Raw genomic sequence first — 14,764 nt, forward strand, 5'->3', positions numbered from 1 at the left:
GAGAGGTAATTATTATGGGTTTATTTGAGCGTTATCTGAGTTTGTGGGTGGGGTTGTGCATCGTTGGCGGTGTAATCCTGGGGAGTGTGATTCCCGGTTTATTCCAGTGGTTTGCCGGACTGGAAATTGCTCATGTGAATATTCCTGTCGCTATTTTTATCTGGGTGATGATTTACCCGATGATGATTCAGGTGGATTTTTCTTCGATAAAAGATATTGGCAAAAAGCCGAAGGGTTTGTTTCTGACATTGGTTGTTAATTGGTTGATCAAACCGTTTAGTATGGCGTTTTTAGGCTGGCTATTTTTCAGGGTTATTTTTGTTGATCTGGTAGACCCGCAAACCGCTACAGAATATATCGCAGGTATGATTTTACTGGGTGTAGCACCGTGTACCGCAATGGTGTTTGTCTGGAGCAGCCTGACTAAAGGCGATGCAAACTATACCTTGGTGCAAGTCTCGGTGAATGACTTGATCATGATTTTTGCCTTTGCGCCGATCACTGCCTTTTTATTGGGCGTTACTGATGTGACTGTACCTTGGGATACCTTACTGTTGTCGGTGGTGTTGTATGTCGTAATCCCCTTGATCGCAGGTGTGTTAACGCGCAAAGCACTGAATGCAAAGCAAGACGCTTCAACACTTAATAATTTCATCCAGAAACTTAAACCGATTTCGGTAGCAGGTTTACTAGCAACAGTTGTGTTGTTATTTGGTTTTCAGGCAGAAACAATCATCGCCAAACCTCTGGCTATCGTGTTAATCGCGATACCGTTATTGATACAAACATACGGTATTTTTGCGATTGCTTACGCTGCCGCAAAAGCCATTAAACTTCCGCATAATATTGCGGCACCCGCCTGCATGATTAGCACGTCCAACTTTTTTGAATTGGCTGTGGCGGTTGCTATTTCTTTATTTGGTTTACAATCAGGTGCTGCATTGGCCACCGTGGTAGGTGTTTTAGTGGAAGTGCCTGTAATGTTGACCTTAGTGGCTTTTGCCAACCGCACCCGTCATTGGTTTGATTAAAGATTTGATTAAAGGTTTGATTAATAGCTAGTGATTAAGGGCTTCATAAAGAATAAGACGAAAAAACATTTAAAAAGGCACCCCCCACCTTTAAGGCACTTTTTTTCTCTTTAAAAAAGTTTAAGCAGCATTCGCCTTAATCACATTTGGAATATATTCCATGCGTTTAAGGAGATGTTTCAAATCGTCTTCTGGCTCCAACTCTATAAATAATTCCATCGTTACCGATTGATCGGCCAGATCAGTTTCTGAATTCACTTTAAGTACATTGACCTGTGATTGATTGAGAAGCGTTGTAATATCCTGCAACAGTCCTTGTCGATCAAACGCTTCGAGATGAACCGTATGCCTAAGCTTGTCGGTTTTTTCGCCCCATTCTAAATCTAGTGTAGGAAGCCCATGTTTGCTTTTTGACGCATTCGGGCAGGTAGCACGATGCACCTGTATGGTGCCATCGAGTTGATAGACTCCCATGATGCGATCACCGATCTGTGGGTGACAACACGGTGCGGTTAAGATTTCACGACTGCCTAAGCCCGAATGGCTGTCGCTCAAAATCAGCTGGGTAAAATGGGTATCTTTGTAATGAGTTTTAAGCCAGTTACGGATATTTGCTCTGGCCCTGGCAGTGGTTACAAAACGCTTATTATGGTTTAACCAGTTGAGCTTAGGTGTTGATTCCGGGTCGGTTAAAATCTCTACGCGCTCACCTGATTTTAAAGGATAACTGAGTGGTACTCGCTGCCCATTGGCTTTCGCACCGATGCAGTGTTCGCCGATTTCAGTATGCACAAAATAGGCAAAATCCAGCGCTGTGGCTTTTTGTGGCAAGTCGATGACATTCCCTTTCGGGGTCAGTACGTAGACGCGATCATTGAAGAATGTGGGTTTTAGTTCTTCCAGTAAGGCGTCGTCGTCAATCGGGTTTTCCAGCATGCCACGTAATGCTTCGATGGTTTTTTCCATCGCCTGATCTTGATTACTACCTTCTTTATAACGCCAGTGTGCGGCCACACCGTGTTCAGCAAATTCTTGCATGTCTTTGGTGCGTATCTGCACTTCGATGATTTGCTGTTCTGGGCCGAAGATAGCGGTATGAATTGATTGATACCCATTCTCTTTGGTGTTGGCAATGTAGTCGTCAAATTCTTGCGGTAGGTGCTTCCATAAACCATGCACAATACCCAGCACCTGATAACATTCAGTGACATTTTCTACAATAACCCTTACCGCTAACAAGTCTGCCAGTTCGTGGCATTCCTGATTTTTGCGCTGCATTTTCTTTGCGATGCTGTAAAGGTGTTTGGCGCGACCATAAGCCTCTGCCTTGATGTTATTTTTTTCTAACAATCCTTGTAATTGTTCGACAAAGTTATTGATGATGCTTTCACGTTTTGCACGATTCACGTCCATTGAATTCGCAATCGACATGTACTTTTCAGGCTCTAAATAACGAAACGCGAGGTCTTCCATCTCCCATTTAATTTGACCGATACCGAGTCTATTGGCCAGAGGCGTGAATATATCCAGTGTTTCTTTAGCGACTGCGTATTGGGTTTCCGAGTCTTCTTCGTATAGTTTTCGTAGACGATGTAAACGAAATACCAATCGGATTAATACGGCTCTAACATCGTTTACTGTGGCTAATAATAAGCGGCGTAATGCTTCTGCCTGCTCGGGAATATAGTCTATCGACAGGTCTGCTTCTTTAAAGGTATTCAACCAGTTAACGTGATTCGCAAGCTTGGCGATACGCTCATTGAATTGCTCTTCCAAAAAGATAGGGTCAAGGTTGTCGCGCAATCTTGGGTCGCTTAATAATGCGGCAATTAAGGTTTGCGCATCGACACCGAGTTTCTTCAGCGTATATGCAATGTCGAGAGATGAAGGGCGATGATCATTCTCATCCTGAACGTCATAGACAAATTGAAGTGCTTTATTGAGTTGCTCTTTGGTTGTTTCGTCTTTAATGCCTTCAGAGAGGAAACGATCCAACTCTTTAAAGTTTTGATATTCAGGTTTTCCGCTAAAGCTACTGTGTTTCATGCCGATATCTATCAGTGTGGATAATTAAATATAGTATGCAATAAATATGCCCGTCATTGATATGTTTTTGCAGAGTTTATCTTTAAAAATCGATCGTTTCTCAGAGCCTATATAAAGGACAAAATTAGAGGGTAACAATAGAGGGCTCATACAGAACACTTTACAAACGTTCATCAGTATAAATTCTGCAATGTTTTTATATAAGTGGGTTTATACACAGCTTTATATCTACAGAAGACATCTGCCCTTAGAAAGATTACCAATAAGTAATAATGTATTAATTAAATTCACCTTAATTTTGTGTTAAAGTATTTGGCTTATAAACTATAATGATAAAAGTAATCAACAAATTTTGCTAACTCATACAGCCGCATACTAAAACTTATGGATAATTACGCAGAGATACTCTTTGTAAATGAAGTACGCAATCTTCAGGATGAAGACGGTGTCGGAAAGACCTATGAGAAGATATATCCCAGTCGAACGAAAGAAGCACTGGATGAGTCTGATATTGCTTTTATTTCTTCCAGAGAGAGTTTTTACATTTCCTCGGTTTCATCGACAGGATGGCCTTATGTTCAACATCGTGGCGGTCCAAAAGGTTTTTTGAAAGTGCTTGGTGATAACCTGCTGGGGTATGCGGATTACAGTGGCAACCGTCAATTCATCACCATGGGACACGCAGCAATAAGCGATAAAGTTTCACTGTTTTTAATGGACTATGAAAACAAATCCCGCTTAAAAATTCTCGGTCACATCAAAATGCAACACGCTAAAGATGCAGACCCTGCGCTTTGCAAAAAGCTGGAAACAAAAGGTCAGGGAAAAGTAGATCGCGTTGCGACCATTGAAGTGATTGCGATGGACTGGAACTGCCCTAAATATATCCCACAACTCATTAATCTTGAGAAAGTAAAAGCCTTTACTCATCATGAATTCAAGAAGCTACGAGAAGAAAACGAAGCCTTGAAGAAAGAGTTAGAGAGCTTAAAAGTTAATGTTTAAGCCAATTAGAAAATCCTAAGATTCTGCTTTTCTACTCCCCTATTCTAAATCTCTATATCCTGTGTTTAATCTATTCAGTTCTGATAACAAGCTACATTAACTCGCTTGCTATCAGAATCTATTGACGCTTGTTAACTTTATTCAGTAACTATTTAAGCGTTTGCTTTTACCGCAGCTAAAACGTCTGCTGGCTCTGAACGCTTCGTGTAATCCGGGTCGACAAAATCATAAACAATTTCACCCGCTTGATTTACGACGTAGGTTGCTGGTAATGGTAATTCAAAAGTGTCATCACCGTTGTGGTCGACAACATCAATACCAAAAGTATCGTAAATTGAACGAATTTCTTGAGGCAAAGTAAACACTAGACCGAACTCTTTTGAGATTTCATTTCCTTTGTCATAAAGGATATCAAAAGATAAATCGTGCTTTTGTTGAGTGCTTAAAGAATGATCAGGTACCTCTGGAGAGATAGCGATAAGCTTTGCGCCTGCTGCTTCGAATTCAGGAATCATTTTCTGAAAAGCATTTAACTCGAAGTTACAATAAGGACACCAACCGCCGCGGTAAAAGGTAATAACCAGCATAGATGCATCGAGACGTTCTGTGATCGAACTAACCACATTGTTTTGGTTAGGCAGGCTGAACTCAGGAATTTTATCACCCGTTTTAAGTGCTTTATTTTCAATACCAGTTGCAATTAAATCTGTCGTGGCATCATTCATTATTGCTAATGTAGGCGCAGGAACATTTTGTGCTTTAACAACTTCATACGCATCAATTTCTTCTTTTAGTGTACTCATTGGAGATTTCTCTTATAATTGAAGGATTATTCAAGAATAAGACTAGGTTATATTGAATGCTCATTCAAGTAATATCTTGAAATGATTTACATTTGCTATAAGATTAATTTTATTAAGCAGTTTTTGTATTAAAAATTTGCGCATGAGAAACAGGCGATACCATGGCTAGAACAATCGAATTTGACCGTAATGAAGTGCTAGAAAATGCAATGAATACCTTTTGGAATAATGGCTATTCGATGACGAGCATTCCCAATCTTGTAGATTCTACTAAATTGAATCCTGGCAGTATTTATTCTGCCTTTAAATCCAAAGAAGGTTTATTTCTTGAGACGCTAGAGTTTTACGGCCTGAATTCTGTTTCTCAACTGAAACAATATTTTGATGATTCAAGCTCTCCCCTAAGTGCCATCGAAGCTTTTCTAAAAGGTATTGTAGATAAATGCAAAAGCACAGATAAACGTGGTTGCTTAATTGTGAACTCTATCCTCGAAATGGCATCCCACAATGATGCTGTGCAAGCCAAAGCAAACTTGCAGTTGCAAGCGGTTGAGGATGAACTTGTTAAAGGATTACAGCAAGCTCAGGCAATGGGTGAACTATCCGCCGATAAAAACCCCGCTGATTTAGCTAAATTTTTGATGGTGAATATCTGGGGACTCCGCGTAATGGCGAAAACAAATCCCGATGCGCAAAGTGCGGATATTGTGTTAAAGCAGATTTTAGAAGCTTTGCATCATTAATTTTATCTTTAACTGAAATACCTCCAGATACACGCTGTTAAAAAGTCATCATAGTTTCAGCGTGCACTCTTTCCAAGCCGTTTGGCTTTATTTCTATCTCTCTTTATAGCTCTCTTTCTGTCCTTTATTTGCCCTCTACGTTTTACGCATAAATCGTTTCTAACCCGTTTAAATATCAGAAACGGGCCGCTCTAGCTTTGTTTGTCTCATATATTCATTAATTAGATAAATACATCAATTAATATCACTAATCTCGAAACATGATTTAGTAGATACTCCTTCGCTTCTCAAACTGAAGGTTTACCATGTTATATCAAGATCAAAAAATGACGAACAATCAGCTTTCGCACCTTGACTGGTTAGAGTCAGAAGCTATCCATATTATGCGCGAAGTAGCGGGGCAATGTGAAAACCCGGTACTACTCTTTTCTGGCGGCAAAGATTCAATCTGTTTACTTCGCCTGGCAGAAAAAGCGTTTCGTCCGAGCCGTTTTCCGTTTCCCTTACTGCATATTGATACGGGTCATAATTACCCAGAAGTGATTAAATTTCGTGATCAATACGCCGAAGAATTAGGCGAAAGACTGATTGTGCGCACTATCGAAGATTCGATGAAACGCGGAACAGTCGTACTTAAAAATGCCGATGAATCTCGTAATAAGCACCAATCTGTCACTTTACTCGAGGCAATTGAAGAATTCGGATTTGATGCCTGCATCGGTGGCGCACGCCGCGACGAGGAAAAAGCCAGAGCGAAAGAGAGAATTATGAGTTTTCGTGATGAATTCGGTCAGTGGGACCCTAAAAACCAACGCCCAGAGCTTTGGAATCTGTATAACGCGCGAACTCATCAAGGTGAAAATATTCGTTCATTCCCTATTTCTAACTGGACTGAAATGGATGTTTGGCAATATATCCATCGCGAACAATTAAGCTTGCCGAGTATCTATTTTGCACACCAACGCCCAGTGGTTAAACGCAATGGAAATATCGTTCCTGTTACCAATATCACCCCTGCTAAGCAAGATGAAGACATCATTGATTTACAGGTACGTTTTCGCACAGTAGGTGATATCAGCTGTACAGCTCCTGTTATCTCAGATGCTGATTCGATTGAAAAAATCATTCTCGAAACCGCATCGACAACACTTACTGAACGTGGAGAAACACGTCTTGATGATCAATCAAGCGAAGCCGCGATGGAACAACGCAAAAAAGAGGGATATTTCTAATGACTGCATTAACTTCTAACCATCACATAGACAACGGTTTATTAAGATTACTCACTTGTGGCAGTGTTGATGATGGTAAAAGTACCCTGATTGGGCGTTTGCTGTTTGATTCCAAGTCGATACTCACCGATACCTTGTCTGCATTGGATAAAACCTCGCAGAAAAGAGGCTTACAAGAAATTGATCTGGCACTACTTACGGATGGCCTTCAGGCTGAACGTGAACAAGGGATTACGATTGATGTGGCTTACCGTTATTTTTCTACGGGAACACGTAAGTACATTATCGCAGATGCGCCGGGTCATGAGCAATATACGCGAAATATGGTGACCGCTGCATCGACCGCAAATCTGGCTATTATTTTGGTAGATGCACGCAAAGGAATTCAAACGCAAACCCGCAGACATTCTTATCTCTCGCATTTAGTGGGTATCGAGAATCTGGTTGTTGCAGTAAATAAAATGGATTTAGTGGATTATAGCGAAAACATCTTTGAAACCATCAAACAGGACTACCTCAAATTTGCCGAAGAGCTAGGTATTGAGACGGTTGAATTTATCCCTCTATCTGCATTAAAGGGAGACATGGTTGTAGAAAGAGGAGATAACTTAGACTGGTATCAAGGCAACACCTTGATGCAAAGGCTTGAGTTAGGTTCTCAGTTCATAGCTGACGAAAACAACAATGAAAATAATGGTGCTGCAAGTCATGAGGCCAAGCCATTCCGCTTCCCTGTTCAATATGTATGCAGACCTAAAGATTCTACTAGGCCCGAACTTCACGATTACCGTGGGTTTATGGGAAGAGTTGAGTCTGGTGAAATTAAAGTAGGCGAAAGTATCACGGTACTTCCTTCGGGGAAAATCTCTACTGTTGAAGCCATAGAGCTGGGAGACGTACAAAAATATAATGCCATTAAAGAACAGTCTGTGACGTTATTGCTAAGCGATGAAATTGACATTTCTCGGGGCGATATGATTGTTAAGACGTCTGATTTACCGACACAAAGCAAACAGATAGATGCAACTATTTGCTGGTTTGACGATACTCCTCTGGATAAATCAAAAACCTATCAAATCCGACACACGACACGTGAAAGTAAAGCAAAGTTAATCGATATAAAGCACAAAATAGACGTCAACAATCTGGAACAACAATCAGTCAATGAATTACAAATGAATGATATTGCACAGGTTTCATTTAAGCTGGCGAATACTTTATTTACGGATGCTTATAAAGACAATAGAGCGACAGGTGCATTTATTGTGATCGACAGCCATTCGAATAATACCGTTGGAGCTGGGATGATCTCTTAACAGATTTGACGAGGTTTTTGAGAGTTTAAAAGCCACCCCCCTACTTATAAGCGTTTTTTTAAGCGGGGTTCTGATGATGGGTTTTCCATTTTATTCTTTTTAAAATGGGGGACTCTTCAGAACCTGACGCCTGAAGTATTATTCAAAGTGGTCAGACAGTGTGTTAACTTGGGTGCTGATTTTGCAATGATCAAAGTTGGCACATTATGAAAAATAAGGATATCTCGTATCACATCGCGCAAATCAATATTGCGCAAGCGAAAGCAGATAAGGACTCTGAAATCATGTCAGGCTTTATCTCTCGTCTCGATGAAATTCATACCCTCGCGGATAATGCACCAGGGTTTATCTGGCGGCTTGAAACAGAAGATGGTGACGATGGATCCGTTAGTGTTTTTAACGATCCGTTATTACTGATCAATATGAGTGTTTGGCGGGATATTGATTCACTAAGAGCTTTTGTTTACAAATCGATTCATATTGAATTATTACAAGACAGAGATGCATGGTTCGACAAAATGGGAGAAATACATCAAACGCTTTGGTGGGTGCCGGCAGGACACATCCCTACTATTCAAGAAGGTAAAGACAAGCTTGACCAGATTCGTGAATTTGGACCGACAGCTGAAGCTTTTACCTTTGGAAAGAAATTCCCTTCACCGACGTAACTTTTTACTAATAACAATAAGCATTATCTAATTAACGATTAATTACGACTTAATCTGATTGTTATAATCATAAGCAATGCTTTTTTAATACACCGCTACAATCAAAAACGAATCAATAAACGAACTATAAAACAAAGCAGAGCTGAAAATTAATTCAGCGATTTACTCATTTGCATGCTCATTACATTTTTATCTTTATAGAAAAATTCAGTATTGAATGAGGCTTGCTTAGGTAAAGACGCGTGTTGCGTTTGTAAACGCCATCCATTCTCTTGTAGAACATAAACGTTTGTTGCGTAGACTTCAGATAACTCACCCGTGATTATATCAGCAACAAAGCTTTCTAGTACTAGATGAATTTCGATACCAGGTGCTTTTGTAACGCTTAACACTTCTCGGTTGATTGTGGTTTGTGGAATTCCTTCGAGTAAAAATTCCCAGTTATCAACGACTTTTTTACGACCAATGATTGTAGAATTATTTGGATGCGTACTACTCACTCCAGAATCTGCAAACAAAGATTCCATCAATAAAAAATCACCCTCTCCAAACGCTTTATAAAATGCTATTTCAACTTGTTCTGCACTTTCATATAAAAAATCTATTTTTCTTTCTGCGCTCATATTTTTTCTCTCTTTATAAATTTTGATTATTTTAGTTTTATGTCTTATTTTTAGTATTAGTTTTAACTAAGCAAGTTGTATGCCAAGTTTAGAAACAAAATAAGTCACTGTTATTTATAAAGTTTTTGTTTAACCAAGAAGTGCAACAAGAAGAGACAAAAAAAGAGTGACAAAAAATATCCACTTTTTTGTTAACTTTTGTCACTACCTATCAGGTAGAGAAGTTGTTTTACAGGTGAAGATAGACAGTAGGTCTAAAATTATTGATAAAGTCGATTAATTTCGATGTAGAAATCATCCCGTAATCAGTTCTTCTTGCAAGAATAAGCCTATACGGAGACCTTTGTTATCCATAAAAATTGATGTTATGGATAACAACAAAAAAGTGTAAACCTGTTTATTTTTCTATCCCCACCCCCCTACTTTGAGGCGTTTTTTTATTAACTATTGATTGCCACGACTTTTCCGGGATTCAATATATTTAGCGGATCCAATGATTGCTTAATGGTTTTCATAACATTCACTGCAGGGCCATGCTCTTTAAGCAGAAATTCCATTTTACCTGTTCCGATCCCATGCTCTCCGGTAATCGTTCCACCCATTGCCAAAGATCGCGCTAAGAGTCTTTCATTGAAGGCAATAGCGGTTTTCATCTCATCTTCATTATCCGTATCGACTAACATCACTGTATGAAAATTACCGTCGCCCACGTGACCAACAATGGGGGATAGCAGACCAGTTTCATCAATGTCTTTTCGGGTTTCCAGAATACACTCCGCCAAACGAGACACAGGCACACACACATCGGTTGCCCACATACCTGCACCCGGACGTAATGCTTTACAGGCGTAAGCCGCATCGTGTCGCGCACGCCATAATTTATTTTTCTCTTCTTCTTTATCACTCCACTGGAATTCATTGCCGCCATTTTCTGCGGCTAATTCTCCCACCATTTGAGCTTGTTCTACGACACCTTTTTCTGTGCCATGAAACTCTAAAAACAAAGTGGGTTTTAAGGGGTAATCCAGATTTGAATATTTGTTGATTGCATCGATTTGTACTTCATCCAGAAACTCTATTCTGGCAACAGGGATACCCATTTGTACTGTTTCAATCACGGTATTTACCGCGCCTTCGAGTGATTCAAAATCACAGACAGCCGCCGCCATAGCCTCTGGCCTTCCGTATAAACGCACGGTAAGTTCGGTGATGATTCCGAGCGTACCTTCGGAGCCTATCATTAACTTTGTCAGATCATATCCGGCTGATGATTTACGGGCACGTCCCCCGGTTTTTATGATTTCACCGTCAGCCATGACCACGGTCAAACCCAATACATTTTCGCGCATTGTGCCGTAACGAACCGCATTGGTTCCCGATGCTCTGGTAGCGGCCATTCCGCCAAAAGTCGCATCTGCACCAGGATCAACGGGGAAAAATAAGCCAGATGTTCTCAGGTGAGTAGCAAGTTGTCTGCGTGTAACCCCTGCTTGCAAAGTGACATCCAGATCCTCTTCACTCAATCGCAGTATTTTATTCATTTCTGTAAAATCTAATGACACCCCCCCACTTTCAGGGATTACTTGCCCTTCCAGAGAAGTACCCGCGCCAAAAGGAATAACAGGGCACTGGTATTTGGCGCAAAGCTTTACAATTTCAGAAACTTCTTCAGTGCTATGAACCATTATCACGGCATCAGGCAGTTTGGGAATATGGTAGGACTCGTCTTTGCTGTGGACTTCACGGCTATTCATATTGGTAGAGAAGCGATCACCGACAACATCGGTTAATTCTGCGAATAATTGTTCTAATGTATTTTTTTCGAGTGTCATTACAAGCGTCTTTTTCTGAAATAAATGTGAGTTAACTATAGCCCAATAATAAACCTTTCTCGTTATATTTTACTACCCAGGTTCTGTCATTAATCTTCGATAATTCTTTAGGGATTCTTTATGGGAATATTTATGGCGTCGTTATGAATCTTTAGTTTATTTATCCCTGATTATCTGTTCCTGAAGACTCATCTAGCTCCAGATGGATTAATAAAGTCACCCCCCTACTTTCAGGCGTTTTTTTCTTGAATTTTCAGGAATAAACGCCACTATTTAATTATTAAAGGGTTCTACAAGAGCCGTCAACAAACGTAATAAAGAGGTCTAAAATGACTGATTCTAAACAATGTGTGTGCCCCGCGTGTGGCGCAGTAAATCGAATTCCTGACAACCGTTTAAATGATAATCCCAAGTGCGGTAAATGTAAGGAAGCTATTTTTACCGGAAAACCGATAGAGCTTAGAGATCATAACTTTGCCAAGGTTATCGCAAAAAGTGATCTACCTGTCGTGGTAGATTTCTGGGCGCAATGGTGTGGCCCGTGCAAAATGATGGGGCCTGATTTTGCTGAAGCTGCGGCAAAAATGTCACCCAATGTTATCTTTGCCAAAGTAAATACCGAACTTGCCCAGCAAACAGCAAGCAAATTTGATATTCGCAGTATTCCCAGTCTTTTAGTGTTTAAAAATGGGCAATCGGTAGCCAGACAAGCTGGCGCCATGAATACCCAACAAATCATAGATTGGGTTAAAGCGAACACTTAAATATATATCGGTTAAACGAAAAATCACCTGTTTGACTGACATAGATTGGCGGGTGTTTTTATAGCTGAATTTCATTGGACTTAACTGGCTTCATTTTAAGAAACTTTGAGTGAAGCCAAAATATGCTAAAAACCCCTTCTATATATTTACCTATTAGCCTTTTAACCCCTTTATTACAAGGCATTTTGGCTGATTGACATTTCAGATAAGGGGTAACTTAATCAGGGCACTTTTGTGGTAAAATCGGGGGCTATAACAATGAACATTGTTACGCTTTTTAACCACTAATAATTCAAATAATACTTAAAACGTAGATAATTAAAAAGTCGATAAAATGAAAAACCCAAAAGCCATAAAAGAAATGATCGTCGTCACGCTGATAGTGATTGGTATCATGATCTTCGCTTAGGCGTATTTGATACTCTAATTTATTAACCGTATCTTAAGCAACTAAGACGAAACAAAAAGACATCTTTTAGAACATGTGAATCAATGTTCTGCTTTTTTGTTGCAGCACATTCCTGGTGCTTATGTGATACATGATTTCTGTTTTCTCTCTAATATTTCAAATCACCCAAGATAAATATTACCTAGATCTTTGATTGCAGTCGCACTGCTCATAACGCTGTGCAATACTTCAGATTAGACCAATAATGACAAACCTTATGACAACACCCTCAGCTAACATTATTTTATGTACCTTAAATGCGCGTTATATACACTCAGCATTTGGATTACGTTATCTGTACGCTAATCTTGGCGAATTGCAATCTCAAACCATACTCAAAGAATTTACCATCCATGAACGCCCTATCGATGTTGTTGAAAAATTACTTGAATCCAACCCCAAAATAATTGGCTTTAGTGTTTATATCTGGAATGTCACTGAAATCGGCGAAACCGTTGCAATATTAAAACAGGTTGCTCCAGAGGTTAGCATTGTCTTAGGTGGCCCGGAAGTCAGTCATTTGCCAGATAAACCAGAATGCGTAGATCTCGCTGATTACATCATTAAAGGTCCGGGTGAAATCAGTTTTCGTGTACTCTGCGAACAAGTTCTAAATGGTCAAAGACCATTGAACAAAGTGATTGAAGGCGTTGCTGAAACACTGGATAAAATAGCATCACCTTATGAATTCTACAGTGATGAGGACATAAGCAACCGTTTGATCTACGTAGAAGCATCAAGAGGCTGTCCATTTAAATGTGAGTTTTGTCTATCATCGCTAGATAAGACCTCGAAGCCATTTGAGTTAGGTGCATTTCTAGAGGAAATGGATAAGCTTTATCAACGTGGCGCGCGTAATTTCAAATTTATCGATCGAACCTTTAATCTAAAGGTGAGTACCAGTGTCGCTATTCTTGAATTTTTTCTGGAGCGCATGACGGATAATTTATATCTTCATTTTGAAGTTATCCCGGATAATCTTCCAGAAAAACTCAAGCAAGCATTGATGCGCTTTCCCAAAGATTCACTGCAATTTGAAATTGGGGTACAGACATTCGACCCTGAAATTCAGGGATTGATTAGTCGTAAACAAGATAATAATAAAACCAAAGAGAATCTACTGTGGTTACGAGAACATACTGGCGCTCATATCCATGCCGATCTAATTTTTGGCTTACCCAGTGACACTCTGGATAATTTTGGCAAAAGTTTTGATCAGTTAGTGGCATTGAACCCACAAGAAATTCAGCTTGGAATTTTAAAGCGACTGCGCGGCGCTCCTCTTAATCGTCACAATGAAGATTATCAATTGGTCTATAGCGACACTCCTCCCTATACAATATTAACCACCAAAGATATTTCCTTCACTGAGATGCAGCGGGTAAAACGATTTGCGCGTTACTGGGATATGATTGCCAACTCTGGCAGATTTAAACACACGCTGCCTCTTATTCTGGGTATTAAAAATCCTAACGAGAACACCTCCGCATTTAAGCGCTTTATGCAATTATCAGATGCGCTACACAATACCGAAGGCAGCACCTGGAAAATCGCTTTACCCCGTTTATATAAATTACTGTATGAAGTTGTAAGCGATGAACTGGCTATTCCTGAAGAACAAATGCGTGAGTATTTAGAAAAAGATCATCAACGCACTAAACAGAAAGGATCCTTGGAATTGATATTAAACTCGAGAAAGAACAACAAACAAGGCAAAGCAAATAAACGTCAGATGAATCATGCGAGTTAAACTAAGTGTCTTTTATAGATAGATGAATTGTCAGAAGAGCCAATAGAAAAACCAATAAAAATTTTGCTAGAAAATATTTTTATAATTAATTATTAATAGCCTCTTTTTATTTGTGCAATGTATTATCACATAAGCTATTCTCATACTGTTCTTGCGTTTAAATCGAAGCTTAAAATCTAGCCTATCATTGAACTTTTCGCCTTATTTAAACTCTGAACTAACCCATCTTATAAAAACTAAAGAGGATTAAAATATGACTTTGAATAAAGTATTAGCTGTTACAAGTTTTGCATTTATAGTTACAGGTATCTCTGTTGCTCAAGCATCTCAACAACAAATTGAAGGCGCTGCTCCCGCAGTAATGGCTCCAGCTGGGGTTGAACATCAGCATCAATTACCTAACGGCACTTTTATTACTCACACACATAAGAATGGTGGGGACACATCGCATACTCATACAATGGCTGAAGTTAAAAAAGCCCTGCATATGAAGTAAGTTTTCA

At 39.7% G+C, this 14,764-nt stretch carries 13 protein-coding genes; 9 read left to right on the forward strand and 4 right to left on the reverse strand.

What is annotated here, in order from left to right:
- Positions 1 to 14 precede the first annotated feature (14 nt).
- A complete protein-coding gene (arsB, locus tag EV695_RS15780; protein WP_131906928.1) occupies positions 15 to 1,031 on the forward strand; it encodes an ACR3 family arsenite efflux transporter in 1,017 nt (338 codons plus the stop codon).
- 120 nt (positions 1,032 to 1,151) lie between these two features.
- Here the strand turns inward: arsB and EV695_RS15785 are convergent, their stop codons facing one another.
- The gene (locus EV695_RS15785) at positions 1,152 to 3,077 is read right to left on the reverse strand and encodes a RelA/SpoT family protein (protein ID WP_131906929.1); all 1,926 of its coding nucleotides are present in this window, start codon (positions 3,075 to 3,077) and stop codon (positions 1,152 to 1,154) included.
- 384 nt (positions 3,078 to 3,461) lie between these two features.
- On the opposite strand from EV695_RS15785, the gene EV695_RS15790 reads away from it, so the two are divergent.
- On the forward strand, positions 3,462 to 4,082 hold the full coding sequence (locus EV695_RS15790; protein ID WP_131906930.1) for a pyridoxamine 5'-phosphate oxidase family protein: 621 nt from the start codon (positions 3,462 to 3,464) through the stop codon (positions 4,080 to 4,082).
- 152 nt (positions 4,083 to 4,234) lie between these two features.
- On the opposite strand, the gene EV695_RS15795 is transcribed toward EV695_RS15790, so the two are convergent.
- Complete coding sequence (locus EV695_RS15795) at positions 4,235 to 4,885, reverse strand: peroxiredoxin-like family protein (RefSeq protein WP_131906931.1); 651 nt, start codon at positions 4,883 to 4,885, stop codon at positions 4,235 to 4,237.
- 161 nt (positions 4,886 to 5,046) lie between these two features.
- Between EV695_RS15795 and EV695_RS15800 the strand changes: the two genes are divergently transcribed.
- The 4 genes from EV695_RS15800 to EV695_RS15815 all read left to right on the forward strand — a co-directional run bounded on the left by EV695_RS15800 (position 5,047) and on the right by EV695_RS15815 (position 8,844).
- A complete protein-coding gene (locus tag EV695_RS15800) occupies positions 5,047 to 5,628 on the forward strand; it encodes a TetR/AcrR family transcriptional regulator (RefSeq protein WP_131906932.1) in 582 nt (193 codons plus the stop codon).
- A gap of 326 nt (positions 5,629 to 5,954) precedes the next feature.
- Positions 5,955 to 6,860, forward strand: a complete 906-nt coding sequence (cysD, locus tag EV695_RS15805) for a sulfate adenylyltransferase subunit CysD (RefSeq protein WP_131906933.1) — start codon at positions 5,955 to 5,957, stop codon at positions 6,858 to 6,860.
- Positions 6,860 to 8,176 (forward strand): sulfate adenylyltransferase subunit 1, encoded by a 1,317-nt coding sequence (locus EV695_RS15810; protein WP_131906934.1) that lies wholly within the window; start codon positions 6,860 to 6,862, stop codon positions 8,174 to 8,176. Before cysD ends, EV695_RS15810 begins: the two co-directional genes overlap by 1 nt.
- A gap of 206 nt (positions 8,177 to 8,382) precedes the next feature.
- On the forward strand, positions 8,383 to 8,844 hold the full coding sequence (locus EV695_RS15815) for a DUF3291 domain-containing protein (RefSeq protein ID WP_131906935.1): 462 nt from the start codon (positions 8,383 to 8,385) through the stop codon (positions 8,842 to 8,844).
- Between the two features lie 149 nt (positions 8,845 to 8,993).
- On the opposite strand, the gene EV695_RS15820 is transcribed toward EV695_RS15815, so the two are convergent.
- Positions 8,994 to 9,467, reverse strand: coding sequence for a YybH family protein (locus EV695_RS15820; RefSeq protein WP_131906936.1), 474 nt, complete (start codon positions 9,465 to 9,467; stop codon positions 8,994 to 8,996).
- Positions 9,468 to 9,907: 440 nt separating this feature from the next.
- Complete coding sequence (locus EV695_RS15825) at positions 9,908 to 11,299, reverse strand: FAD-binding oxidoreductase (protein ID WP_131906937.1); 1,392 nt, start codon at positions 11,297 to 11,299, stop codon at positions 9,908 to 9,910.
- 329 nt (positions 11,300 to 11,628) lie between these two features.
- Here EV695_RS15825 and trxC point away from each other — a divergent pair, with 329 nt between their 5' ends.
- The 3 genes from trxC (at position 11,629) to EV695_RS15840 (ending at position 14,757) form a co-directional block, all read left to right on the forward strand.
- Complete coding sequence (trxC, locus tag EV695_RS15830) at positions 11,629 to 12,063, forward strand: thioredoxin TrxC (RefSeq protein WP_131906938.1); 435 nt, start codon at positions 11,629 to 11,631, stop codon at positions 12,061 to 12,063.
- A 665-nt stretch (positions 12,064 to 12,728) separates the two neighbouring features.
- On the forward strand, positions 12,729 to 14,261 hold the full coding sequence (locus EV695_RS15835; protein WP_131906939.1) for a B12-binding domain-containing radical SAM protein: 1,533 nt from the start codon (positions 12,729 to 12,731) through the stop codon (positions 14,259 to 14,261).
- A 253-nt stretch (positions 14,262 to 14,514) separates the two neighbouring features.
- On the forward strand, positions 14,515 to 14,757 hold the full coding sequence (locus tag EV695_RS15840; RefSeq protein WP_131906940.1) for a hypothetical protein: 243 nt from the start codon (positions 14,515 to 14,517) through the stop codon (positions 14,755 to 14,757).
- The last annotated feature ends 7 nt before the right edge of the window (positions 14,758 to 14,764 follow it).

Origin of the sequence: Cocleimonas flava (assembly GCF_004339015.1) — a bacterium.
Taxonomy (GTDB): domain Bacteria; phylum Pseudomonadota; class Gammaproteobacteria; order Thiotrichales; family Thiotrichaceae; genus Cocleimonas; species Cocleimonas flava.

Excerpts from the sequence above, each read along its gene's own strand:
- EV695_RS15835 (WP_131906939.1), top strand. The coding sequence starts at position 12,729 with ATGACAACACCCTCAGCTAACATTATTTTATGTACCTTAAATGCGCGT.
- EV695_RS15785 (WP_131906929.1), bottom strand. The coding sequence starts at position 3,077 with ATGAAACACAGTAGCTTTAGCGGAAAACCTGAATATCAAAACTTTAAA.
- EV695_RS15810 (WP_131906934.1), top strand. The coding sequence starts at position 6,860 with ATGACTGCATTAACTTCTAACCATCACATAGACAACGGTTTATTAAGA.
- EV695_RS15825 (WP_131906937.1), bottom strand. The coding sequence starts at position 11,299 with ATGACACTCGAAAAAAATACATTAGAACAATTATTCGCAGAATTAACC.
- EV695_RS15840 (WP_131906940.1), top strand. The coding sequence starts at position 14,515 with ATGACTTTGAATAAAGTATTAGCTGTTACAAGTTTTGCATTTATAGTT.
- arsB (WP_131906928.1), top strand. The coding sequence starts at position 15 with ATGGGTTTATTTGAGCGTTATCTGAGTTTGTGGGTGGGGTTGTGCATC.
- EV695_RS15815 (WP_131906935.1), top strand. The coding sequence starts at position 8,383 with ATGAAAAATAAGGATATCTCGTATCACATCGCGCAAATCAATATTGCG.
- EV695_RS15800 (WP_131906932.1), top strand. The coding sequence starts at position 5,047 with ATGGCTAGAACAATCGAATTTGACCGTAATGAAGTGCTAGAAAATGCA.
- EV695_RS15795 (WP_131906931.1), bottom strand. The coding sequence starts at position 4,885 with ATGAGTACACTAAAAGAAGAAATTGATGCGTATGAAGTTGTTAAAGCA.
- trxC (WP_131906938.1), top strand. The coding sequence starts at position 11,629 with ATGACTGATTCTAAACAATGTGTGTGCCCCGCGTGTGGCGCAGTAAAT.
- cysD (WP_131906933.1), top strand. The coding sequence starts at position 5,955 with ATGACGAACAATCAGCTTTCGCACCTTGACTGGTTAGAGTCAGAAGCT.
- EV695_RS15790 (WP_131906930.1), top strand. The coding sequence starts at position 3,462 with ATGGATAATTACGCAGAGATACTCTTTGTAAATGAAGTACGCAATCTT.
- EV695_RS15820 (WP_131906936.1), bottom strand. The coding sequence starts at position 9,467 with ATGAGCGCAGAAAGAAAAATAGATTTTTTATATGAAAGTGCAGAACAA.